At 65.0% G+C, this 23,132-nt stretch carries 20 protein-coding genes and 1 pseudogene; 10 read left to right on the top strand and 11 right to left on the bottom strand.

Annotation, left to right across the window (positions count from 1 at the left end):
• The 9 genes from eda to ACTHJR_RS10455 all read right to left on the bottom strand — a co-directional run.
• The coding region (gene eda, locus ACTHJR_RS10495; RefSeq protein ID WP_440523110.1) for a bifunctional 4-hydroxy-2-oxoglutarate aldolase/2-dehydro-3-deoxy-phosphogluconate aldolase at positions 1–496 on the bottom strand (496 nt) is incomplete at its 3' end.
• Positions 493–1,461, bottom strand: a complete 969-nt coding sequence (gene glk / locus ACTHJR_RS10490; protein ID WP_440523109.1) for a glucokinase — start codon at positions 1,459–1,461, stop codon at positions 493–495. The genes eda and glk, both read right to left, overlap by 4 nt.
• A 106-nt stretch (positions 1,462–1,567) precedes the next feature.
• Positions 1,568–3,379 carry a phosphogluconate dehydratase gene (gene edd / locus ACTHJR_RS10485; RefSeq protein ID WP_440523108.1) on the bottom strand — a complete coding sequence of 604 codons (1,812 nt, stop codon included), beginning with the start codon at positions 3,377–3,379 and terminating at the stop codon, positions 1,568–1,570.
• A gap of 171 nt (positions 3,380–3,550) precedes the next feature.
• Positions 3,551–3,778 (bottom strand): hypothetical protein, encoded by a 228-nt coding sequence (locus ACTHJR_RS10480; RefSeq protein WP_440523107.1) that lies wholly within the window; start codon positions 3,776–3,778, stop codon positions 3,551–3,553.
• Positions 3,779–3,863: 85 nt separating this feature from the next.
• On the bottom strand, positions 3,864–4,577 hold the full coding sequence (gene pgl, locus ACTHJR_RS10475) for a 6-phosphogluconolactonase (protein WP_440523106.1): 714 nt from the start codon (positions 4,575–4,577) through the stop codon (positions 3,864–3,866).
• A 114-nt stretch (positions 4,578–4,691) separates the two neighbouring features.
• Positions 4,692–6,161 (bottom strand): glucose-6-phosphate dehydrogenase, encoded by a 1,470-nt coding sequence (zwf, locus tag ACTHJR_RS10470; protein ID WP_440523105.1) that lies wholly within the window; start codon positions 6,159–6,161, stop codon positions 4,692–4,694.
• Between the two features lie 79 nt (positions 6,162–6,240).
• Complete coding sequence (gene argC, locus ACTHJR_RS10465) at positions 6,241–7,170, bottom strand: N-acetyl-gamma-glutamyl-phosphate reductase (RefSeq protein WP_440523104.1); 930 nt, start codon at positions 7,168–7,170, stop codon at positions 6,241–6,243.
• Positions 7,167–7,541 (bottom strand): SH3 domain-containing protein, encoded by a 375-nt coding sequence (locus ACTHJR_RS10460; RefSeq protein WP_440523102.1) that lies wholly within the window; start codon positions 7,539–7,541, stop codon positions 7,167–7,169. The genes argC and ACTHJR_RS10460 overlap by 4 nt, the downstream gene beginning before the upstream one ends.
• A complete protein-coding gene (locus ACTHJR_RS10455; protein ID WP_440523113.1) occupies positions 7,477–7,797 on the bottom strand; it encodes a MarR family transcriptional regulator in 321 nt (106 codons plus the stop codon). Before ACTHJR_RS10455 ends, ACTHJR_RS10460 begins: the two co-directional genes overlap by 65 nt.
• A gap of 246 nt (positions 7,798–8,043) precedes the next feature.
• Between ACTHJR_RS10455 and secG the strand changes: the two genes are divergently transcribed.
• The 3 genes and pseudogenes from secG to ACTHJR_RS10440 all read left to right on the top strand — a co-directional run.
• Positions 8,044–8,478, top strand: coding sequence for a preprotein translocase subunit SecG (secG, locus tag ACTHJR_RS10450; protein ID WP_440523101.1), 435 nt, complete (start codon positions 8,044–8,046; stop codon positions 8,476–8,478).
• Positions 8,479–8,576: 98 nt separating this feature from the next.
• Complete coding sequence (locus tag ACTHJR_RS10445) at positions 8,577–10,211, top strand: CTP synthase (RefSeq protein ID WP_440523100.1); 1,635 nt, start codon at positions 8,577–8,579, stop codon at positions 10,209–10,211.
• Between the two features lie 98 nt (positions 10,212–10,309).
• A pseudogene (locus tag ACTHJR_RS10440) lies at positions 10,310–11,050 on the top strand (flavin-containing monooxygenase); the annotation flags it as partial.
• Positions 11,051–11,863: 813 nt separating this feature from the next.
• Here ACTHJR_RS10440 and ACTHJR_RS10435 read toward each other — a convergent pair.
• Together ACTHJR_RS10435 and ACTHJR_RS10430 are read right to left on the bottom strand one after the other, a co-directional pair.
• The gene (locus tag ACTHJR_RS10435) at positions 11,864–12,718 is read right to left on the bottom strand and encodes a diacylglycerol/lipid kinase family protein (RefSeq protein WP_440523112.1); all 855 of its coding nucleotides are present in this window, start codon (positions 12,716–12,718) and stop codon (positions 11,864–11,866) included.
• Between the two features lie 170 nt (positions 12,719–12,888).
• A complete protein-coding gene (locus tag ACTHJR_RS10430; protein ID WP_440523099.1) occupies positions 12,889–13,362 on the bottom strand; it encodes an Hsp20 family protein in 474 nt (157 codons plus the stop codon).
• A gap of 234 nt (positions 13,363–13,596) precedes the next feature.
• Between ACTHJR_RS10430 and ACTHJR_RS10425 the strand changes: the two genes are divergently transcribed.
• The 7 genes from ACTHJR_RS10425 to dnaE all read left to right on the top strand — a co-directional run.
• Positions 13,597–16,059, top strand: a complete 2,463-nt coding sequence (locus ACTHJR_RS10425; protein WP_440523098.1) for a TonB-dependent receptor — start codon at positions 13,597–13,599, stop codon at positions 16,057–16,059.
• Between the two features lie 513 nt (positions 16,060–16,572).
• Positions 16,573–17,829 (top strand): lipoprotein-releasing ABC transporter permease subunit, encoded by a 1,257-nt coding sequence (locus ACTHJR_RS10420; protein WP_440523111.1) that lies wholly within the window; start codon positions 16,573–16,575, stop codon positions 17,827–17,829.
• Positions 17,822–18,496 (top strand): ABC transporter ATP-binding protein, encoded by a 675-nt coding sequence (locus ACTHJR_RS10415; protein WP_440523097.1) that lies wholly within the window; start codon positions 17,822–17,824, stop codon positions 18,494–18,496. Before ACTHJR_RS10420 ends, ACTHJR_RS10415 begins: the two co-directional genes overlap by 8 nt.
• Before the next feature lie 17 nt (positions 18,497–18,513).
• A complete protein-coding gene (locus ACTHJR_RS10410) occupies positions 18,514–19,131 on the top strand; it encodes a GNAT family N-acetyltransferase (protein WP_440523096.1) in 618 nt (205 codons plus the stop codon).
• A gap of 12 nt (positions 19,132–19,143) precedes the next feature.
• Entirely contained in the window at positions 19,144–19,623 is a 480-nt protein-coding gene (locus tag ACTHJR_RS10405; RefSeq protein WP_440523095.1) for a glutathione peroxidase, read from the top strand.
• A 39-nt stretch (positions 19,624–19,662) separates the two neighbouring features.
• Complete coding sequence (locus ACTHJR_RS10400; protein WP_440523094.1) at positions 19,663–20,325, top strand: TMEM175 family protein; 663 nt, start codon at positions 19,663–19,665, stop codon at positions 20,323–20,325.
• Positions 20,326–20,364: 39 nt separating this feature from the next.
• Positions 20,365–23,132, top strand: a 2,768-nt coding sequence (gene dnaE / locus ACTHJR_RS10395; RefSeq protein WP_440523093.1) for a DNA polymerase III subunit alpha, incomplete at its 3' end; no start/stop codon positions are given.

The following is a 23,132-nucleotide window of genomic DNA, read 5'->3' as shown; positions in this document are numbered from 1 at the left end:
CGGGCGCGTTCGCTTCGCTCACCCCGCCGGTCGGGCAGAATTTGCACTGATAGAATGGCGCGGCCAGACTCTTGAGCGCCTTCAATCCGCCATTGGCCTCGGCCGGGAAGAACTTGAAATGCGTCAGGCCGAGATCGAGGCCGCGCATCAGGTCGGCCGAATTGGCGATGCCCGGCAGATAGGGCACACCGCTGTCGATGATCGGCCGCGCCAGCCGCTCGGTCAGGCCCGGCGAGACGATGAATTCGGCGCCGGCGTCCATCACGTCGGCGAATTGCTGCGGATTGATCACCGTGCCCGCGCCGACGATCGCGCCCGGGACTTTCTTCATCTCGCGGATCGCGTCGAGCGCGGCCGGCGTGCGCATCGTGACTTCGAGCGCGGGCAGGCCACCGCGCACCAGCGCCTCGGCCAAAGGCTTGGCGGTCGCGAGGTCCTCGATCACGATCACCGGGATGACCGGCGCCGCCAGCATGATTGTTTCGATGGCGCTCATTTCGAATGCTCCTGGGCAAAGGCGGCCGCGGCGCCGTAGAGGCCGGGCTGGGGATGGGTGATCAACTTGACCGGTATGTTGGCCATCATCTGCTGGAACCGCCCCTTGGCGGTGAAGCGCTCGCCGAAGCCGGAGCGCGCGAAATGGCCCTTGAGCTTGAGGCCGAGGCCGCCGGCGATGACGACGTCCTTGGCGCCCTGGGTCAGCGCGAGATCGCCGGCGAAGGCGCCGAGCGCGAGCACGAAGCGGTCGAGCGCGGCGATCGCCAGGCTGTCGCTGCCTTCGAACGCCAGGGTCCAGATCGTCTTGTCGTCGAGATGGCGGATCGCCTTGCCCTCGATCTCGGCCAGCGTTTCGTAGATCGCGACGATCGCCGGACCGGCGCAGATGCGCTCGGCGGAGACGCGGGTGAAGGTCTTGCGCAGCCGCTTGAGGATCGCGTCCTCGAACGCGTCGAGCGGGGCGAAATCGACATGGCCGCCTTCGGTCGAAAGGACGTGATAGGTCTCGCCCGCGTGCAGCACACCCGCCACGCCGAGGCCAGTGCCAGGACCGCAGATCGAGGTCACGCCGTCGCGCGCCAATGGTCGCTTGGGGCCGCAGATATGCTGGAAATCCTCATCGGGCAGTTGCGCCACGGCATGGGCGATCGCGCCGAAATCGTTGACGATGACATAGGTGTCGGCGCCGAGCCGCTCGGGGATCAGCGAGGGTCGGATGATCCAGGGATTGTTGGTCAGCTTGATGACCTCGCCCCCCACCGGCGAGGCGACCGCGATCGCCGCCGCCTTGGGCAAGTCGCGGCCGAGCTGGCGGCCGAAATCCTGCCACGCGGTCTGAAGCGAGGCGTGCTCGGCGGTCTTCTGGGTGATTTCGGGCCCGAGCGAGACGACCTTGCCATCCGCCACTTCGGCGATGGCGAAGCGGGCATGCGTGCCCCCGATATCGACTGCGACGAGTTCCATCTGCGTTTCTCAGCCTCTCCAAATCCGTCATCCCAGCGAAAGCTGGGATCTCCGGCCGTATCGCGTCACCGCTTGAGACCCCAGCTTTCGCTGGGGTGACGGCTGGTCACAACCCCGCGCCCGCGAAAATCGCCGACGCGCCCAATTCCGCTTCGTCCGCGGCGCCGCGGAACAGCCCGAACAATTCGCGGCCCATTCCTTCGGCCGCCGGCGGGCATTCGGCAAGCTCGCGTGCGTCCCAATCGGCGGCATCGACCAAGGCGTCGATCGTGCCGTTCTCCGCGTCCAGCCTGATGACATCGCCATCGCGCACCTTGCCGAGCGGACCGCCGCCCAGCGCCTCGGGCGAGCAATGGATCGCAGCCGGGACCTTGCCCGACGCGCCCGACATGCGGCCGTCGGTGACGAGCGCGACGCGATGGCCCTTGTTCTGCAGCACGCTCAGGGGAGGAGTCAGCTTGTGGAGTTCGGGCATGCCGTTGGCGCGCGGGCCCTGGAAACGGACCACCACGACAACGTCGCGGTCGAGCTCGCCCCCCTTGAACGCCGCCTGGACCTCGGCCTGGTCGTGGAACACGCGGGCAGGGGCCTCGACCACCCAGCGCTCGCGCTCGACCGCCGAGACCTTGATGCACGCGCGGCCGAGATTGCCGGTCAGGATGCGGAAGCCGCCCTCGGCCGAGAAGGGATTGGCGGCGGGGCGCAGGATCGTCTCGTCGCCGCTCGCGCCGGGATCTTCCCAGATCAAGCCGTCACCCTCGACCACCGGCCGCTTGCCGTAATCGGCAAAATCGCCCGCGACGGTCAGGATGTCGCCATGGAGCAGCCCGGCGCCGAGCAATTCGCGGATCACGAACGGCATGCCGCCGGCATCCTCGAACCCGTTCACGTCGGCCGAGCCATTGGGATAGACGCGCGCGACCAGCGGCACGGCGCGGCTCAGCGCGTCGAAATCCTCCCAGTCGATCGCGATCCCCGCCGCGCGCGCGATGGCCGGCAGATGGATCAGGTGATTGGTCGACCCTCCCGTCGCCAGCAGGCCGACCGCGGCGTTGACGATCGCCTTTTCATCGACGCAACGGCCGAGCGGCCGGTAATCGTCGCCGTCCCAGCCGATTGCGGCTAGCCGATGCACCGCGGCACGCGTCAGCTCCTGGCGCAGCTTGGTGCCGGGGTTGGCGAAGGCGGCGCCGGGGATGTGCAGGCCCATCACCTCCATCATCATCTGGTTGGTGTTGGCCGTGCCGTAGAAGGTGCAGGTGCCCTTGGAATGATAGGCTCCGATTTCGGCTTCGAGCAGTTCGTCGCGGCCGACCTTGCCCTCGGCAAAGGCCTCGCGCACCGCCGCTTTGGCCTTGTTGGGGATGCCGGTGCGCATCGGTCCGCCCGGGATCATGATCGTCGGCAGATGCCCGAAACGCAGCGCGCCCATCAGCAGTCCGGGGACGATCTTGTCGCAAATGCCGAGCAGGGCCGCGCCCTCGAACATGCCATGGGTCAGCGCGACCGCGGTCGACAACGCGATCGTGTCGCGGCTGAACAGCGAAAGTTCCATCCCCGGATAGCCCTGGGTGACGCCGTCGCACATCGCCGGCACGCCGCCGGCGACCTGCGCCGTCGCGCCGACCTCGCGCGCCCAGATCTTCATCTGCTCGGGGTAGCGGTAATAGACCGCATGCGCCGACAGCATGTCGTTGTACGAGGTGACCATGCCGATGTTCATCGCGGCATTGGTCCGCATCGCGTCGCGATCCTCCTCGGTACCGGCATAGCCGTGCGCGAGGTTGGCGCAGCCCAGCGTCGACCGCGATCGCGATCCACGGTCGCGCTCGCGATCGATGAGATCGAGATAGGCGCGGCGCGTCGGGCGCGAGCGGGCGACGATGCGGTCGGTAACGGCGGAGAGTGCCGGGTTCATGGCCTGATGTCCGTTTTCCAGCGGCCGGCCTTGCCGACGCTTTCTTGCGATCCTCCTAGACCTGCGCGACGCGCGGGCAAGGCCGAGTGGGCCGCGGGCGCCTGGAAATTCGTATGCGAAGGGAAAGGCGCTTCGTTTTCCCCGATTTGGGGCGAAATATGGACGGGTAGCCTACTCGCTGTGGCGTTCTGCCAGAATCAACGCGGCTACGACGCCCGGCATGATCCATAAGAACGACCAGTCATCTGCGTCTTGAACGTGGAACACCTCAAGCAGCCATGTCGTTAGGAAAACCGCACTAAGTGTCACGAAAGTGAGCGCTACTTGGGCGACCACACCTTTCCAATGGACCGGGAAATAGCTCCCAAAGACTTTCTTGAACCAGATCTCGCGCTGCATCGCCTCGCGCCTATTACGAAAGCTCAGCGGCTTGGATCGGGCGCCGATCGCCCGCTCCGTTCCCTCACTTGTAGAAATGAGGAAGTCAGGGCGCCCAGTGGATATCCACCGGCAGCTCGGTATCCGCCAGGACGCGCCCGATCGGATAGGCCGAGCTCGGCCCTTGCGCGATCGCGTCCTCGATCACCTTCTTCTTGGCGGCGCCGGTGACGGCGATCATCACCGAGGCCGACGAGACGATCGCCGCGCGGCTCAGGGTGACGCGCGCGACCGGCGCCTCGGGCGGCAGCGGGTCGGGCATCACGCCCAGCATGCGGCGTTCCTTGGGGCCGTTCAGCGCTTCGTCGAAATCCGGGCCGGGAAAGATCGAAGCGGTATGGCCGTCGCCGCCCACGCCGAGCAGGCAGAGGTCGAGCGGCCAATGCAGGTCCTGCATCAGCGCATCGGCCGAGCGCCCGGCCGCCTTGTAATCGGCGGTAGCCTGCGGGACGATCGGCATGACTCGCGCGCCAAGCGGCAGGAAGGTCTTGGCCAGCATCGTCACGTTGGACAATTCGTCGCCCAGCGGCACGATCCGCTCGTCGCCCGGGATGATCGTCAACCGCTTCCATTCGAGCTTGGCCTTGGCGAGCTTGGCGTAGATCGGGGTCGGCGTCTTGCCGCCGGCCAGCGCGATCACTGCGCCGCCACGCGCCTCGATCGCGCTTTCGATGATGAAGGCGATATCGCCCGAAACGGCATCCGCCATCTCGTCGGTATCGTCATATTCCCACCATTCGATTTCTTCGTTCGTCGCCATGATGCTCTCGCCAATAAGATCGTCATTCCCGCGAAAGCGGGAACCTATCACCGGTTTTGCCCGGTCCAGCTGTCGGGAGCTGGATCCCCGCTTTCGCGGGGATGACGGTAAAGTTCAATCGTCTTGCCACGTCACCCCGTCGCGCTCGGTCAGCGCGATCGAGGTCGAGGGCCCCCAGCTGCCCGAGGCGTAGCTCTTGGGCTTCATATCGTTGGCCACCCAGCCGGCGCGGATCGCGTCGGTCCAGGTCCATTGCGCCTCGACCTCGTCGCGACGGACGAACAAGGTCTGATCGCCCTCGATCAGATCGAGCAACAGACGCTCATAGGCGATGCGGCGGCGGGAGCCGGCGAATTCGGCGTCGAGGCTGAGGTTGAGCGGGACTTCGCGCAAATGGATGCCATCGCGGTCGAGTCCCGGCTCCTTCGCCATGACCAGCATCTGGATATATTCCTCAGGCTGCAGGCGGATGATCAGCTTGTTGGGCTGGAGCAGACCGCCGCGCCCGGCGAACATCGAATGCGGCACCGGCTTGAACTGGATCGCGATCTCGCTGCGGCGCACCGCCATGCGCTTGCCGGTGCGCAGGTAGAAGGGCACGCCCTGCCAGCGCCAATTGTCGATCCGCGTCTTGATCGCGACGAAGGTTTCGGTGGTCGACGGCTTGCCGAGTTCGTCTAGATAGCCCTTGACGATCTCGCCGCCGACCGCACCCGGGCCATATTGGCCGGTCACCGTGTTGTGCGGCACTTCCTCCGGCGTCATGATGTGCAGGCTGCGGAAAACCTTCGCCTTTTCGTCGCGGATCGAATCCTTGTCGTAGCGGGCAGGGGGTTCCATCGCGACCAACGCGACGAGCTGGAGGATATGGTTGGTGACCATGTCGCGGAGCGCGCCGGCGCCGTCGTAATAGCCAGCGCGATCCTCGAGCCCGACCGTCTCGGCGATGGTGATCTGGACGTTGTCGATGCCTTGCGCGTTCCACACCGGCTCGAAGAACGAATTGCCGAAGCGCAGCGCCAGGATGTTCTGGACCGTTTCCTTGCCGAGATAATGGTCGATCCGGAAGATCCGGTCCTCCGGGAAGACCCTGGCCACCGCGTCGTTGATTTCCCGGCTCGAGGCGAGGTCGGAGCCGAGCGGCTTTTCCAGCCCGATGCGGACATTGCCATGCGCCAGGCCGGCGCCGTCGAGCCCCTTGATCGTCGGCTCGAACAGGCTGGGCGCGGTCGACAGGAAGATCGCCAGCCCCTTGCTGGTGTCGCCGAGTTCGTCGGACAGGTCTTTGAAGTGATCGGCCTTGGTCGCGTCGAGCGCCTGATAGTTTAGCCGCTTGAGGAAAGCGGTGATCTTGGCCTTGTCCTTGCGTTCCTCGGGCAGGTACTTTTCCAGCGCTTCCCTGGCGAACTTGCGGAACGCATCGTCCTCGAACACCGTGCGCGCGGTGCCGGTGATCGTCATGTCGTCGGGCAGCAGCCCGTCCTCGTCGAGGCCGTAGAGCGAGGGCAGCAACATGCGCTGCGAGAGGTCGCCGGTCGCGCCGAACAGCAGCAATTTGTCGAGCGGCTGGCGCGTTCCGGGCATTAGCTTTTCCTCGTTTCAAAAACCGTTCGCCCAGCGTGTCGACGGGCGGCAAGTGAAATCCCTGTCTAGGGGGCGGCGTTCATAAAGTCAGGCCGGCGACCGGATCGAACCCGGCCATGATGTTGAGGTTCTGCACCGCCGCGCCCGCCGCTCCCTTGCCGAGATTGTCGAGCGTCGCGATCAGCCGCGCCTGGCCGGTCTCGCCATTGCCGCAAACGCGCAAGGTCAGGCGATCGCTGCCGGCATCGTCCTCGATCGTTACATATTGGGCGTCACCGGGCGCGATGCGGATCAGCGCGCAGTCCCTATAGGCGTCGGTCAGCGCGGCCTCGAGCTGGGCCAGCGTGGGTTTGCGCGGCAGGACGTGAAGCGGCACCGGCACCTCGACGATCATGCCACGATAGGTGTCGGCGACCGACGGCGCGAAGATCGGCGGATGCGCCATCCGCGCGTGCTTCTGCATCTCCGGAACGTGCTTGTGCGCGAGGCCGAGCGCGTAGAGCCGGGCGCGGGTCTTGGCCTTGCCGTCCTCGAACTCCGCGATCATCGCCTTGCCGCCGCCCGAATAGCCCGAGATCGCGTTGACGCTCAACGACCAGTCGTGGGGGATCAGCCCGGCGCGGACCAGCGGTCGCACGAGTGCGAGGAAGCCGGTCGGATAGCAACCCGGATTGCTGACGAAGCGCGCTTCGGCGATCGCCGCCTGCTGGCTGGGTTCGAGCTCGGCGAAGCCGTAGGTCCAGCCGTCGGCGACGCGATGCGCGGTCGAGGCATCGATCACCCGCGTCTTGTCCGAGGTGATCATCGCCACCGCTTCGCGCGCGGCATCGTCGGGCAGGCAGAGGATAACGAAATCGGCGTCGTTGAGCGCTTGCTTGCGCGCCTTGGAATTCTTGCGTGCCGCGTCGTCGAGCGTGATCAGCGTCACGTCGTCGCGCCCGCTCAGCCGGTCGCGGATCTCGAGCCCGGTGGTGCCGGCGCCGCCGTCGATGAACACGTTGACGTTCATGCCTCGAGGTCCAGCGCGGTGCGATCGACATAGCCGACCAGTCGGCGGTCGGGCGATACGCCCCACGCCACTTCACGCAGCACTTCGAGCACTTCGAAGCTCTCGCCGACGTCGAGGTCGGCAAGCGGTTCGGACGTCGGGGACGATTCGGCGTGCAGGGTCACGGTGCGAGTCACTACACAGGGAAGCGCCGCCGCGTAATGCGGCGCGAATACGTATTCGGCGAGGCGGACGTCGGCGAGATCGGGGCGAACGGCATTGTGACGCGGATCGATCGCGATCGAATGCCCCGTCAGGGCGAAACTTCTACGCGGTGGCTCGGCGGGCGCGGGGTGCGTCGCTTTCTCCCACAAATTGTCCGAATTCTTCAAGAAAACCTGCCCCCTCGGTGGTGCGCGCGATGAATATGTTGCGCTTGTCGGTATCGTCGCGCTGGCGGCGCAGATAGCCGAGCGCCCCCAGCCTGTTCAAGGCGCGTGTCACGACCGGCTTGGAAACGTTCAGCGCGCGGGCCAAGCCGCGCACTGTATGCGGCCCCGGCGAGAGATAAACGACCAGCAACAGCGCCATCTGGCGGTTGGTGAGATCGGGTTCGCCCGACCTGACATAGTCGACCAGCGTGTTCATCCACCGCGTCAGCGGAGGGCCGTCGATGGTGCTGGCAATGTTCATATCGTCGCTCACGTCTGATTTGGGCCCGAAAAAGGCGGTCGCTATCGCAAGCGTAACAACGTGCGCGGGCGCGATGGGTTTCAGTGCGGACACGAAATGTCATGGAAAGGACACGGATCGTCGGACCGATGAGCGGTTGATCGCGAGCAGAGGCTCGCCTATGTGCCCGCTTTCTCCAGTTTTGCAGGTCAAAGTCGGTCGATGCTGTTCACCTTCGTGCTCGTGGTTCAATTGCTGGTCGGAGCGGCGCTCGTCACCGTCATCCTGATGCAGCGTTCCGAAGGCGGCGGCCTGACCGGCGGCGGCAGCCCGGCGGGCCTGATGTCGGCGCGCGGCGCGGCGGATTTCCTGACCCGCTCGACCGCCATCCTGGCGACCGTGTTCGTCGGGCTGACCATTCTGCTCGCGGTGATGGCGGCGACGCGGCACAGCACGTCGATCGACACGTCGCTAAATCGGACGGCGCCGATCAACGCGCCGGCCGGTAGCGTTCCGCAGCCGTCGGGCGGCGTGTTCGGCGGCGCAGCGGCCAATGCCGCGGCGGGCGCCGGCGGCAACGTGACCTTCCCTGGTGCGCTGGCGCCGGCCGAGAACCAGGCCGCTCCGGCAGGCAACGGCGCGAACCCGGTTCGTTAAACCCATTTCGTTTTGATCGCCCGCGCGGACTTTTTGTTCGCGCGGGTGGAGTCGCGTGCTTGCGACACAACCCCATTCCAAGCTAGGCGGTGATTCCCATGGCGCGGTTTATTTTCATTACCGGCGGCGTGGTCTCCTCGCTCGGCAAAGGTCTGATGGCGGCATCGCTCGCCGCCCTTCTCCAGGCGCGCGGTTATCGCGTCCGCATTCGGAAGTTCGATCCCTATCTCAACGTCGATCCGGGCACGATGAGCCCGTATCAGCACGGTGAGGTCTATGTGACCGACGACGGGGCGGAAACCGACCTCGATCTCGGCCATTACGAGCGCTTCACCGGCGTCGCGGCGCGGCAGTCCGATAATGTCACCTCGGGCCGGATCTATCAGCAGATCATCCAGCGCGAGCGGCGCGGCGACTATCTCGGCGCGACCGTCCAGGTCATTCCGCACGTGACGGACGCGATCAAGGCGTTCGCGCTGGCCGACACCGACGACCTCGATTTCGTGCTGTGCGAGATCGGCGGGACGGTCGGCGACATCGAATCGCTGCCGTTCATCGAGGCGATCCGGCAGATCCGCAACGATCTCGGCCGCGGTCAGTCGATCAGCATCCATGTGACCCTGGTGCCGTACATCTCGGCGGCGGGCGAGCTCAAGACCAAGCCGACCCAGCACAGCGTACGCGAACTGGCGGCGCTCGGCGTCCAGCCGGACGTGCTGGTCTGCCGCTGCGAGCACGAGCTGCCTGCCAGCGAGCGCGCCAAGATCGCGCTCTTCTGCAACGTGCCCAAGGAAGCGGTCATCCCCGCGCTCGACGCCAAAAGCATCTATGGCGTGCCCGAGCAATATCATCGTGAAGGGCTCGACGACGCCGTGCTCAACGCGTTCGGCATCCTGCCCGGCGCCAATCCCAACCTCTCGCGCTGGACCGATATCATGGACCGCCTGACCAACCCGGAAGGGGAAGTCACGATCGGCGTAGTCGGCAAATATGTCGGGCTGCAGGACGCCTACAAGTCGCTCAACGAAGCCTTGGTCCATGGCGGCATCGCCAACAAGGTGAAGGTCAACATCCGCTGGATCGACGCCGAGGTGTTCGAGCATAGCGACAGCGATGTCGCCGCCAGCCTCGAGCCATGCCACGCCATCCTGGTGCCCGGCGCGTTCGGCGAACGCGGCGCGGAAGGCAAGATCGCCTCGGTGAAGTTCGCGCGCGAACGCAACGTGCCCTATTTCGGCATTTGCTTCGGCATGCAGATGGCGTGCATCGAGGGGGCGCGGAACCTGGCGGGAATCGAGAAGGCGAGCTCGACCGAATTCGGCCCGACCGACGAACCGGTGGTCGGCATCATCACCGAATGGATGTCGGCCGAAGGCGTGCAGAAGCGCGAGGCGGGCGGCGATCTCGGCGGCACGATGCGGCTCGGTGCCTATGAGGCCAAGCTCGACGGCAACAGCGTGGTGGCGTCGATCTACGATGCGACCGACATCAGCGAGCGGCATCGCCACCGCTATGAGGTCAACACCAATTATCGCGATGCACTGGAGAAGGGCGGGCTGGTGTTCAGCGGCATGTCGCCCGACGGCATGCTGCCCGAGATCGTCGAGCGCCCCGATCACCCCTGGTTCGTCGGCGTCCAGTTCCACCCGGAACTGAAGTCCAAGCCGTTCGACCCCCATCCCCTGTTCGCCAGCTTCATCGCGGCGGCGGTGCGGCAGAGCCGATTGGTGTGAGACAGCGGGCCGCCGTGAAGTTTGACCGGCGTCAAGGATAACGATGCCGGACCGTCGCATTCTCACCTTCGCATTGTCGCGCACGGAGGAGAACAACGGTGGCAACGAGGGCGATCGTAGAAGATGGGATCCGGGCCGAGCATGTCGACGTCCTGATCGTGGGCGCGGGGATTTCGGGGATCGGATCCGCTTGGCACCTGCAGCACCAATGTCCCGAAAAGAGCTATCTGATCCTCGAGATGAAGGACACGTTCGGCGGGACGTGGGAAACGCACAAATATCCGGGGGTGCGGTCGGATTCCGATCTCTACACGTTCGGCTATCGCTTCAAGCCGTGGATCGGCGCCCCGGTCGCCAGCGGCGAAGAGATACTGCGCTACATGGGCGAAGTGATCGAGGAGAACGGGATCGATCCGCATATCCGCTATGGTCATCGCATCACTGCCTGCCGTTGGTCGAGCGACGATAATCGCTGGACGGTCGAGGCGATCAGGAGTTCCGATGGCGCGACCGTCCGGGTAACCTGCGAATTCCTCTGGATGTGCCAGGGCTATTACGACCACGAGCGGCCCTATGTGCCGGATTGGCGGGGACTTTCCGATTTTCGGGGACGGTTCGTTCACGCTCAACTGTGGGATCCCGCGATCGATTATGCCGGGAAGCGCGTCCTGGTGATCGGCTCGGGTGCGACGGCGGCAACGATCATTCCCGCTTTCGCCGAAAAGGCCGCGCATGTGACGATGTTGCAGCGATCGCCTACCTATTTCTTCTGCAGCCCAAACCGTAACGAACTGGCGGATCGCCTGCGCCAGATCGGGATCGACGAACCGACCGTCCACCGAGTGGTCAGGGCGCAGATCATGTTCGACCAGGACCAGTTGACCCGGCGCTGCATGGCCGAGCCGGACGCCGTCTTCGAAGAACTCAAGGAGCTGATCCGTTCCTACGCGGGAGAGGATTTCGCGTTCGAGCCGAACTTCACGCCCCATTATCGCGTGTGGCAGCAGCGGCTCGCCTTTTGCCCAGACGGCGATATCTTCCAGGCGGTGAAGGCGGGCAAGGTCGACGTCGTCACCGAGGAGATCGACCGTTTCGTTGCGAGCGGCGTCAGGATCAAATCGGGCAGGCAGATCGATGCCGATATCGTCGTCGCGGCGACCGGTTTTCGCCTGTCGGTGATCGGCGACATTCCCTTCTTCGTCGATGGTCGCCCGGTCGATTGGGCGCGCACCGTCACCTATCGCGGGATGATGTTCACGGGCGTCCCCAACATGGTATGGGTAATGGGCTATTTCCGCGCCAGCTGGACGCTACGGGTCGACATGCTGGGCGATTTCGTCTGCCGACTGCTCAACCATATGGAGCGTCGCGGCGTCCATCGGGTCGATGTCGTGTTGCGCCCGCAAGACAAGGACATGCCGCTGCTTCCCTGGATCGATCGTGACAATTTCAACCCGGGCTACCTGATGCGCGGGCTCGACGAGCTGCCACGGCGGGGAGACAAACCCGAATGGGCGCATAATCAGGACTATTGGCGCGAAAAGGAGGAAATTCCGTTGATCGACCTTGACGGTCCCGAATTCGTTTACGCGGGCATGGCCCCGGGCGAACGGACCGAGAAGGGTGGTCGGTCGCCGGGGTCGTTTGAGCCATCACAGCTGCCCATCCTCGCTTGGCGTCAAGACGGTGAGAGCGCGTGGACGAATACGAAATTCGAGCGGCGCATCCATGCGGCGGAGTTCTCCATCGAGCGCGATCTCGACCGATCCGCTGCTCGAAGTGACCTTCAGCGTTTCGCATTCGCCGAGCGTTTCGAAATCGAGGTCGCGCTCGGCGCGGCCCGCGAGAGCGCGCAGGGCGAACCAGATCAGCGCGAGGCGTCGGCGACGGGCGACCGCATAGACCGCCAGCTTGCCGTCGGTCAGACGCTCGCGCTTGCCGACTTCGCCGCGGTCGAGCGAATAGGCATTGTTGCCGACGAACAGCAGCGGCGTAACGACCGTCCGTTCGCCGTCGCCCCAATCGAGCCGAAGGCGATGGTGCGGCAGGCGTTCGAGCGCGGCGAGCGCGGCGGGAACCGTCGACAGCCATTTTGGCCAGCCCTTCGCGCGGCGCAGCCCCTCTCGCTTGCGCACCATCAGCGGATAGAGCCCGATCGACGCGTTGTTGACGAAGACCTGGCCATTGACCTCTCCGACATCGATGCGGAGCGGGCGCCCGTTCACCGCAACGTCGGCGGCGGCTTCCAAGTCGGTCGGCAGGTTCAGGTCGCGAGCGAGATGGTTGAGCGTGCCGAGCGGAAGCAAACCGAGCCGCGTATCGCTGCCCGCGAGGATCTGCGCGGCACCGGCCGCGGTGCCGTCGCCGCCGGCGACGACGACCTCTCCCGCCTTCGCCGCCACCTCTATCGCATCGGGAAGCCGCTTGCCGTCGAGCGCCCGTATCTCGACCGACTTGCCGGTCCCCGCAAACGCCTCTTCCAGCGTCGGGGCGAGAGCGTCGCCCATCTTCGCGGCAGCGCCGCCGTTGCGGTTCACGATCACTGGCATGGGCGCGGATGTCATCCCACCCAGCTACCAGTGCTATGCGTATCGTCGAAACGAAAAAAAGGCGCCCGGACCATTCGGCCCGGACGCCCGTCAGCGCTTTCGAGGAAGCGAGAAAGCGCCTTGGTCGATTACGCCGCCTTGGTCTCCTCGGCAGGCGCGCTCTCGATCGCGGCGAGCTGAGCCCCGGTCTTGATCGCGATCGTCTGCGGCTTCAGCGCCTCGGGCACTTCGCGCACCAAGTCGATCGTCAGCAGCCCGTCGTTCAGGCGCGCATCCTCGACCCGCACGAAGTCGGCGAGTTCGAAGCGGCGCTCGAAGCTGCGGGTGGCGATGCCCAGGTGCAGATAGGCCGACTGGTCGCCGTCCTTGTCCTTCTTGCCCTTGACGGTCAGCAGGTTCTGCTGGGCGACGATCTCGATCTCGTCGCGGCGGAAGCCGGCGACCGCGATCGTGATGCGGAAATGATCCTCGGCGGTCCGCTCGAGGTTGAAGGGCGGGTAATTGTCCCCGCCATTATGCCGCGCCGAGGCTTCGAGCATGTCGAACAGGCGGTCGAAACCGATGGTCGAGCGGCGGTAGGGGGTAAGGTCGAATTGTCGCATTTGTGATCCTCCGAAATTGAGCGATTGCACAATGACACGACCCCTGATGGGCATCGCGTCATCCCATATCTGGGGCATTCCGGCGCTCGTTCAAGAGGGTCGTTTCGACAAAATATCCCGCTTTTTCAACGTGCGTAAAGTTTGGCTTGCGCGGCGACCCAGATCATCTTGCTTTTAATCCTAGCAAATTGATGGGGATTTAAGGGTTGTCGACGATCCAGGGGAATCAAGTCCATGCTCGCAGCGTTTCCGCTTCTGCTCGCCGCCGCGTCACCGCAGGCCATCGCGCTTGCCGACAACGATACGCGCGCCGCGGTGCACGCCTCCGCAACAACCGCGGATCAGCCCGCCGCGCCTGCGCCCGAGCCCCAGGCGGACCCGCAAGCGGCGCCGACTCCCGGCGGCGATATCGTGGTGACCGCGCGGCGTCGCACCGAGCGCCTCCAGACCGTGCCGATCGCGGTCGCGGTGCTGAGCGGGGAGACGCTGGCCAATGCCGGCGCGTTCAACGTCAACCGCCTCCAGCAATTCCAACCGGCGCTGCAATTCTATTCGAGCAACCCGCGCAATTCGTCGATCAATATCCGCGGCCTCGGCGCACCGTTCGGCCTGACCAACGACGGCATCGAGCAGGGCGTCGGCCTCTATATCGACCAGGTGTACATCGGCCGCATCGGCGCTTCGACTTTCGACTTCGTCGACATCGAGCGGGTCGAGGTGCTGCGCGGGCCGCAGGGCTCTCTCTACGGCAAGAACACCACCGCCGGCGCGGTCAACATCACCACCAAGAAACCTAACCTGTCGTCGCCCGAGGCGACGTTCGAGGCCAGCACCGGCAATTACGGTCTCGTCCAACTCAAGGGCTCGGCCTCGGCGCCGATCGTCGACGGACAACTCGCCGCGCGCATCTCCACCTCGGTGACCAAGCGCGGCGGCACGATCTACGATACCGCGATCGACAAGAATATTCAGAAACAGGACAATTTCGGCGTTCGTGGCCAATTGCTGTGGCAGGCGACGCCGGGCCTGAGCTTCAACCTCTCGGCCGATTTCAGCCTGCAGAACCCCTATTGCTGCGTGCAATATTATGCGCGGTTGGGCGCGACGCAGCGTCCGCTCAATCGCCAATATGCCGCGCTGGCGGCGGCGTTCGGCTATACGCCGCCAAGCTTCGACCCGTTCGACCGCGTCACCGATCTCGATGCCGACATCAATTCGCGCCAGGAAGTCGGCGGGCTGTCGCTGGTCGGGAGCTGGGATATCGGCTCGGCGACGCTCACCTCGGTGACCGCGTGGCGCTATTGGGACTGGAAGCCGGCCAACGACCGCGACTTCACCGGCCTGCCGATCACCACGGTGTCGCAGAACCCGTCGCATCAGACGCAATTCTCGCAGGAATTACGCATCGCCTCGAGCGGCGACCGCAAGGTCAATTACACGTTGGGCGCCTTCTATTTCGACCAGCAGATCAAGACGTCCGGCTCGCAGGTCCAGGGTCCGGCCGCCAGCGCCTGGGTACTCAACCCGACCAGCGCGGACAGCAAGAATCCCTTGGTGCTTGACGGCCTCACCTCGACCAACACCATTCGGTTCAGCAATCAAAGCTTCGCGGTGTTCGGCAAGCTCAATTGGGCAGTCACCGACAAATTCCACATTCAGCCGGGGCTGAGGCTCAATTACGACAAGAAATCGGGTTTTTACGACGCGACGGTCAGTATCGCCAACAGCCAGTACAATTTCGTCGCGACGGCGGACAACGTCCAGGCGCTGCTCGATTCGAAGACAGGTGCCGCAAAGACTACCTTCCAGAACCAGATCAGCACGCTGGCGCCCCAGCGATACAGCCCGCGGTTCAGCGCGTGGAACGTGTCGGGCGATCTCACTTTGTCCTATGATTTCAGCCCCGAGATCCACGCTTACGCAACCTATGCGCGCAGCTTCAAATCGGGCGGCATCAATCTGTCCGGCCTGCCGCTCGATGCATCGAACAAGCCGATCCTGAGCGCGGCGGCGGTCAAGCCGGAAAAGGTCAATCATTTCGAACTGGGACTGAAGACGCAGTTCTTCGACCGCAAGCTGACGCTCAACCTCGCCGGTTTCTGGACCGAGGTCGGCGATTACCAGGCAACGGTGACCAATGGTCAATTGGGTGTGATCCGCGGCTATCTCGCCAATGTCGCCAAGGTCCGCGTGCGCGGCGTCGAGTTCGATTCCTCCTATCGCCCCAGCGCGCGGTTCAGCCTCTACGTCAACGGGGCCTTCACCGACGCCAGATATGTCGACTTCAAGGATGCGCCGTGCCCGCCCGAACTGTCGGGCGGTACCAATAGCCCTGCATTCTGCGATGTTTCCGGCCAGATTCTACCCGGCATGTCGAAATGGTCGTTCTCGTTCGGCGGTGAGTACAACGTGCCGGTCGGCGGCGGGCAGGTCTATATCGGCTATGACGGCAGCTACCGCTCGAAATTCTCGTCCAACCCGTCGCGCTCGCTCTACACCGACATCGACGGCTATTCGCTGTCCAACTTCCGGCTCGGGTTCCGCAAGGACAAGTGGAACGTCTATGCCTGGGTCAGGAACGCGTTCAATCAGAACTATTTCGAGCTGTTGAGCGTGCAGTCGGGCAGCACCGGGCTGATCGTGGGGCAGCCCGGCGATCCGCGGACTTATGGGGGGACGTTCCGGATCAGTTTCTGAGCTCGCGTCACCCCAGCGAAAGCTGGGGTCTCGTGCCGCATTTCCCTTCATGAGATGCCAGCTTTCGCTGGCATGACGGCTTAGCTGGACTCGCGCCGGTCGGCAAAGCCGCCGTCGCTCGGGCCGCTGGCGCGGCCCGGCGGCCGTTTGGGGCGATTTGCTGCGCAAAGCGGCATGCAGCATTGCTGCTCGCCTTCGCCCCAAAACAAACGCCCGGGCCGTTTCCGACCCGGGCGCCTGCGTGACGATTGCTCGTCAGCCCCCTTGTAACTTCCGCCCGCGCGCCTTTTTCAAGGCGGAGCTGGAAGCAATCCCCGAACCACGGCCATTGACCTGCGTTTCGTGAGCATGAGTGCTAGGCGGCCACCGGTGTCTTGTCATCGCCAAACGACGGATCGACGCACGATTGCGGCGGTCCTGTGTCGAATCCGCCACAGCGTCGCCTTTGTTGCTAGCGCGACCAACCCCGTCTAGTCAGCCGATATTCCGGGGGCGGATCGCGAGGCCTGATTGATTCTCCTGTCGAGCTACGAACGCCTGATCGCCCGGCGCTATCTGCTGCCCGGCAAAGGCGAGCGCTTCATCGTGCTGGTCGCTGGCTTCAGTCTCGGCGCAGTGATGCTCGGCGTCGCCGCGCTGGTCATCGTGATGAGCGTGATGAATGGCTTCCGCGCGGAGCTGTTCGACAAGATCGTCGGGCTGAACGGCCATGCCGTGATCCAGGGCTATGGCGCCCGCCCGCTCAACAACTGGCAGCAATTGGTGGCCCAGGCCAAGGCGACGCCCGGCGTCACGAGCGCCACGCCGATGATCGAGCAGCCGCTGATGGCGACCTATAATGGCCGGGCGGAGGCGATTCTGCTGCACGGCCTGACGGTGCCGGACCTGCGCAAGAATTCGACGATCGCCGGCCATATCGTGGCGGGCGATCTCGGCAACATCACCGCCGGCAGCAGCCGCATCGCGATCGGCTCGCGCCTGGCCGAGGCGCTGGGCGTCGATATCGGCAGCCAGATCACGATCTGGAATCCGGCCGGCCAGTCGACTCCGTTCGGTACGGTGCCGCGCATGGTGTCCTACACGGTCGGCGCGATCTTCGAGATCGGCGTCTACGATTACGACAAGGCCTATGTCATCATGCCGATGCAGGACGCGCAGACGCTCTTGCTGCTCGATCCCGACAGCGTCGGCATGATCCAGCTCTACACGACCAACGCCGACAAGGTGGGCGAGATTCTGGCGCCGTTGCGCCGGGCGCTGGGCGATACCGTCGCGGTCACCGACTGGCGCCAGCAGAATCAGCAATTGTTCGAGGCGCTGGCGATCGAGCAGGTCTCGATGTTCGTGATCCTGTGCATCATCATTCTCGTCGCCGCGTTCAACATCGCCTCGTCGCTGATCATGCTGGTCCGTGCCAAGACCCGCGACATCGCGATCCTGCGAACGATGGGCGCGCCGCGTGCGGCGATGGTCAGGATCTTCATCACCGTCGGCACCACGATCGGCGTGCTCGGCACGATCGCCGGCCTGATCCTGGGTTTCGTCCTGCTCCATTTCCGCCAGCCGATCGTCGATTTCGTTCAGCGGCTCTCCGGCCAGAATCTATGGGATCCGACCATTCGCGTGCTGACCGAGTTGCCGTCCAAGCCCAATCCGGTCGAGATCGCGATGGTGGTCGCGATCACCCTGCTGCTCACCTTTCTCGCGACGCTCTATCCGGCATCGCGCGCGGCGAGCACCGACCCGGTCCAGGTTCTGCGCTATGAGTGAACCCGTCCTCTCCACCACGAACCTGACCCGGAATTTCGAACAGGGCGGGGAAACGATCCACGTCCTGCGCGGTGCCGATCTCGCGATCGCGCCGGGCGAGATCGTGGCGCTGCTCGGCCCGTCGGGCTCGGGCAAGTCGACGCTGCTGCAAGCGGTCGGGCTGCTCGAAGGCGGATTCGGCGGGTCGATCCGGATCACCGGCGTCGAGGCCGCGCAGATGAGCAGTTCCGAGCGGACCGAAACCCGCCGCGAAAAGCTTGGGTTCATCTATCAATTTCACCATCTGCTGCCCGATTTCAACGCGATCGAGAATGTCGTCCTTCCCCAGCTGGTGAAGGGGGCGCCGCGGGCCGAGGCCGATGCCCGCGCGAGCGACCTGCTGACGACGCTGGGGCTCGGTCATCGGCTGACTCATCGCCCGAGCCAATTGTCCGGCGGCGAACAGCAACGGGTCGCGGTCGCGCGCGCGCTCGCGAATCGCCCCGCGCTGATCCTGGCCGACGAACCCACCGGCAATCTCGACGAGGCGACCGCCGACGTCGTGTTCGGAGAGTTCCTGCGGCTGGTGCGCCAGGAGGGATCGGCGGCGCTGGTCGCGACGCATAACGAACGGCTGGCGGCGCGGATGGACCGCGTCCTGCGGCTGCACGACGGGCATCTGACCTGAGCGCGGAGGGCGGCAGCGTGGCCGATCAAGCGGTTTTCGGCGATCCCTGGCGCTCGGTTCCGACCTTGCATGGCCGGCACGTCACGCTCTCCCCGCTGGTTCGCGACGATCGCGACGGCATCCTCGCCGCGTTCGCGACGGGATTGGAGGACGCCTTCCACACGACGGTGCCCAAACCGGATACGATCGACGCCTGGTATGAAAAGCTCGAGCGCGAAACCGAGGCAGGCCGTGCCCTGCCGTTCACCGTGCGCGACGCCGACGGGAAAATCGCCGGAATAACGCGCTTCCTCCGCATGGCGCCGCAGCATCGCCGGGTCGAGATCGGCGGCACCGTCTATGCGGCGCGCGTCCAGCGCACTGGGCTCAATACCGAAGCCAAGATGCTGTTGCTCGGCTATGCTTTCGAGACGCTCGATTGCTATTGCGTGCAGATCAGGACCGATTTCCTCAATCGCCGCTCGCGCGCGGCGATCGAGCGGCTGGGCGCGCGGATGGACGGCGTGATCCGCGGCCACCTGATCCTCAACGGTAGTCATTATCGCGACAGCGTGCTCTATTCGATCCTCGAACACGAATGGCCGGGCGTGAAACGCAACATCGCCGCGCTGATGGCCAGGCACGAGGCCAGATAAAGGGGAGGGCGCATGACCGCGATCACCGATTTCCACGTCAAGGCGGCGGACGGCGGCGATGCCGATCTCGGTGCCTATGCCGGCAAGGTTCTGCTGGTGGTCAACGTCGCGTCAAAATGCGGATTCACCCCGCAATATGAGGGGCTCGAGGAACTCTATCGTGCCTATGCCGGTCGCGGGTTCGAGGTGCTGGGCTTCCCCTGCAACCAATTCGGGTCGCAGGAACCGGGCAATGCCGAGGAAATCGCCAATTTCTGCTCGCTGACATATGACGTGACCTTTCCGGTATTCGCCAAGATCGAGGTCAACGGTTCGGGTGCCGACCCGCTGTACGGCGAGCTCAAGAAGCAGGCGCCGGGCTTTCTCGGGACCGAAGGCATCAAGTGGAACTTCACCAAGTTCCTGGTCGGGCGCGACGGCCAGGTCGTCGAGCGCTATGCCCCGACCACCAAGCCCGAGGATATCGCCGCGGACATCGAGAAGCTGCTCTGACACTGCCCGGGGGCGGGACCGAACAGGGGGAGGGGGAATTTGGCGGAGATCGAATCGCTCGCGACGGCCGAGCCGCTCGCGCGCCACATCGAGCGGCACCACACCGACCGGCTGATCATGCTGTCGGACGGCATCTTCGCGATCGCCACCACGCTGGCGGCGCTCGAAATCCGTTTGCCCGATCATCCCGCATCCCTCGCCGCGCTGTTGGCGACGAGCGGCCAGAGCCTGGTCGCCTATCTGCTGAGTTTCGTTTTCACCGCCGTGTTCTGGATCGCCAACCGCGAATTGTTCGCGCGCGTGGCGCGGACCGACAATGTCCTGACGGCGCTGTCGCTCGGCATGTTGTGCATGATCGCGGTCATTCCCGCGGCGGTCCACATCTTCTACGCGCCCGGCGGGATCGATGTCGGGTTCCGTTTCTACAGCCTGATCATGTGTGTCTGCGGGCTGCTCAACTCCGCGATGTGGATCTATGCCTCCGCAAAACCCGGCGTGATGCGCAGCGAGATCGAAAGTGCCGAGCGCTGGGGGCGGGCTTTGCCCACCGTGACCATGCCGGTCCTGTTCTTCGCCTGCCTGTTCCTCGAGAAGAAGCAGACGATCTGGGTGATGTTGCCCTTGGCGTTCGTCCTGGTCGCGATCAAGCGCGTCGTGATTCCGCGCTTCTGGGCGACGAAAACTGTGGATAGCGCGGCCTAGGGCTTTGCCTGGCGCCGGTCGGGCGTCCATATAGGGCGTATGCCTCATTCCGGCTTCGTCCCCTTGCGGATATTTTCGTCCTACACGATGCTCGACGGCGCGATCGAGCCCAAGGCGATCGCCAAGCGCGCGCGCGAATTGGGCTTTCCCGCCGCCGCGGTGACCGACCGCAACGGGCTGTTCGCGGCGATGGCGTTTTCCGGCGCGGCGGGCGATGCCGGGGTGCAGCCGATCATCGGCGCGATGCTCGGGGTGGCGCGGCCCGATCTGCCCGAGGGGCAGACGGTGCAGGTCGACTGGATCGCGCTCTACGCCCAGGACGACGACGGTTATCTCAATCTCTGCCGGCTGGTCAGCGAGGCGCATCTCGGGCGCCCGGTCGAGCTCGATCCGCATGTCGATTTCGCGACGCTCGAGGCCAATTCTGCCGGGTTGATCGCGCTGACCGCGGGCGGGGAGGGCGGCGTCGCGCGGTTGTTCGCCGAGGACCAGCCCGATCGCGCCAACGCCTATGTCGACCGGTTGCAGGCGATCTTCGGCGACCGGCTCTATATTGAGATCGCGCGGCGCTTCGACCCGGTCGAGGCCAAGGCCGAGGCGGAATTGCTCGACCTGGCCTATGCTCGCGACTTGCCGATCGTCGCGACCAATCCCTGTTGCTTCGCCGAGGAGGAGTTCGTCGAAGCGCACGACGCGATGCTGTGCATCGCCAATTCCTCCTACGTCGCCAGCGACGATCGGCCCAAGAGTTCGCCCGACGCCTGGATGAAGCCGGCCAAGGACATGCGCGCGCTGTTCGCCGATCTGCCGGAGGCGATCGCCAACACGCTCGTCGTCGCGCAACGCTGCGCGGTGGCGGCGCCCAAGCGCAAGCCGATTCTGCCCAGCCTGGCCGGCGACCGCGACGGCGAGGCGGCGCTGCTGCGCGAGCGGGCGCGTGAGGGGTTGCAGAAGCGGCTCGATCGGATTGCTGAACTCCGGTCCCCCTCCCGCCTGCGCGAGGGGCCAGGGGAGGGCGTGTCCACAGACGACGCGCTCGCCTCGACAAGCGCTCCCCCCAGCCCCCTCCCGGAAGCGGGAGGGGGAGAAGAAGACTGGACCAAGGCCTATCGCGACCGCCTCGAATTCGAGCTCGACGTCATCATCCAGATGGGGTTCCCGGGCTATTTCCTGATCGTCGCCGACTTCATCCAATGGGCGAAGGCCAACGACATTCCGGTCGGCCCGGGGCGCGGATCGGGCGCGGGGTCGGTGGTCGCCTGGGCGCTGACCATCACCGACCTCGACCCGATGAAGCTCGGTCTGCTGTTCGAACGCTTCCTCAACCCGGAACGCGTGTCGATGCCCGATTTCGACATCGATTTCTGCGAAACGCGGCGTGGCGAAGTCATTCGTTACGTCCAGCAGAAATATGGCCGCGACCAGGTCGCGCAGATCATCACCTTCGGGACGATGAAGGCGCGCGCGGTGCTCAAGGATACCGGCCGCGTGCTCCAGATGAGCTATGGCCAGGTCGATCGCCTCGCGAAGCTGGTGCCGAACCTGCCGACCGATCCCTGGACGCTCGACCGCGCGCTCAACGGCGTCAGCGAGCTTGCCGCCGAATATCGCGGCGATAAGGATGTCCGGCATCTGTTCGACCTGGCGATGAAGCTCGAGGGGCTGCCGCGCCACAGCTCGACCCATGCCGCCGGCGTGGTGATCGGCGACCGCCCACTCGCCGACCTCGTTCCGCTCTATCGCGATCCGCGATCGGACATGCCGGTCACCCAGTTCGACATGAAATATGTCGAGGGCGCGGGGCTGGTGAAGTTCGACTTTCTCGGTCTCAAGACGCTGTCGGTGCTCAAGAAGGCGGTCGAGCTGCTGGCCAAGCGCGGCATCCACTGCGACCTCGACGCGCTGACTTGGGACGACGAGGGCGTCTACAAATTGCTCCAGAAGGGCGACACGGTCGGCGTGTTCCAGCTGGAATCGGAAGGCATGCGGCGCACGCTGTCGGCGGTGCGGCCGTCCAATTTCGGCGACATCATCGCGCTCGTCTCGCTCTACCGCCCGGGCCCGATGGACAACATTCCGTCGTTCGGCCGGCGCAAGAACGGGCAGGAGCCGATCACCTATCCGCACCCGTTGCTCGAGCCGATCCTGGCCGAGACCTATGGCATCTTCGTCTATCAGGAACAGGTGATGCAGGCCGCCCAGGTGCTCGCCGGCTATTCGCTCGGCGGCGCCGACTTGCTGCGCCGCGCGATGGGCAAGAAGAAGAAAGAGGAGATGGACGCCCAGCGCGCGACCTTCGTCGAGGGCTGCGCGAGCCACAACCAGATCAACGCCGCCAAGGCGAACGAATTGTTCGACTTGATCGACAAGTTCGCCGGCTACGGCTTCAACAAATCGCACGCCGCGGCCTATGCGCTGCTTGCCTATCAGACCGCGTGGCTGAAGGCACACCATCCGCACGAATTCTACGCCGCGTCGATGTGCTACGATATCCATCTGACCGACAAGCTGGCGGTGTTCGTCGACGACATGCGCCGGCTGGACGTCGCGATCCTGCCGCCGGACGTGAACAAGAGCCTGGCCGAATTCGATGTCGAGATTGTACGCCCTCTCCCCGCCGGGGAGCATAGGGCCGGTCATGCCCCCGGCATGACCTCGACAGCGCGGGGCGCTGTCGCCCCGATGCTGGCAGACGAGCGAAGCGAAGTCGGGAGAGGGGCAGGGGACGTCGCTCGCGGCATGGGGGGGGGGGCCCCCCACCCCCCCACCACCCCCGGGGGGGGACACTCCCAACCCCGACCCCCCAC

The sequence above is a fragment of the Sphingomonas sp. genome, assembly GCF_051962185.1.
Classification (GTDB): domain Bacteria; phylum Pseudomonadota; class Alphaproteobacteria; order Sphingomonadales; family Sphingomonadaceae; genus Sphingomonas.
This window is presented reverse-complemented; position numbering and strand designations above follow the sequence as displayed.

Excerpts from the sequence above, each read along its gene's own strand:
- glk (WP_440523109.1), bottom strand. The coding sequence starts at position 1,461 with ATGGAACTCGTCGCAGTCGATATCGGGGGCACGCATGCCCGCTTCGCC.
- edd (WP_440523108.1), bottom strand. The coding sequence starts at position 3,379 with ATGAACCCGGCACTCTCCGCCGTTACCGACCGCATCGTCGCCCGCTCG.
- ACTHJR_RS10480 (WP_440523107.1), bottom strand. The coding sequence starts at position 3,778 with ATGCAGCGCGAGATCTGGTTCAAGAAAGTCTTTGGGAGCTATTTCCCG.
- pgl (WP_440523106.1), bottom strand. The coding sequence starts at position 4,577 with ATGGCGACGAACGAAGAAATCGAATGGTGGGAATATGACGATACCGAC.
- zwf (WP_440523105.1), bottom strand. The coding sequence starts at position 6,161 with ATGCCCGGAACGCGCCAGCCGCTCGACAAATTGCTGCTGTTCGGCGCG.
- argC (WP_440523104.1), bottom strand. The coding sequence starts at position 7,170 with ATGAACGTCAACGTGTTCATCGACGGCGGCGCCGGCACCACCGGGCTC.
- ACTHJR_RS10455 (WP_440523113.1), bottom strand. The coding sequence starts at position 7,797 with ATGAACACGCTGGTCGACTATGTCAGGTCGGGCGAACCCGATCTCACC.
- secG (WP_440523101.1), top strand. The coding sequence starts at position 8,044 with ATGCTGTTCACCTTCGTGCTCGTGGTTCAATTGCTGGTCGGAGCGGCG.
- ACTHJR_RS10445 (WP_440523100.1), top strand. The coding sequence starts at position 8,577 with ATGGCGCGGTTTATTTTCATTACCGGCGGCGTGGTCTCCTCGCTCGGC.
- ACTHJR_RS10435 (WP_440523112.1), bottom strand. The coding sequence starts at position 12,718 with ATGGGCGACGCTCTCGCCCCGACGCTGGAAGAGGCGTTTGCGGGGACC.
- ACTHJR_RS10430 (WP_440523099.1), bottom strand. The coding sequence starts at position 13,362 with ATGCGACAATTCGACCTTACCCCCTACCGCCGCTCGACCATCGGTTTC.
- ACTHJR_RS10425 (WP_440523098.1), top strand. The coding sequence starts at position 13,597 with ATGCTCGCAGCGTTTCCGCTTCTGCTCGCCGCCGCGTCACCGCAGGCC.
- ACTHJR_RS10415 (WP_440523097.1), top strand. The coding sequence starts at position 17,822 with ATGAGTGAACCCGTCCTCTCCACCACGAACCTGACCCGGAATTTCGAA.
- ACTHJR_RS10405 (WP_440523095.1), top strand. The coding sequence starts at position 19,144 with ATGACCGCGATCACCGATTTCCACGTCAAGGCGGCGGACGGCGGCGAT.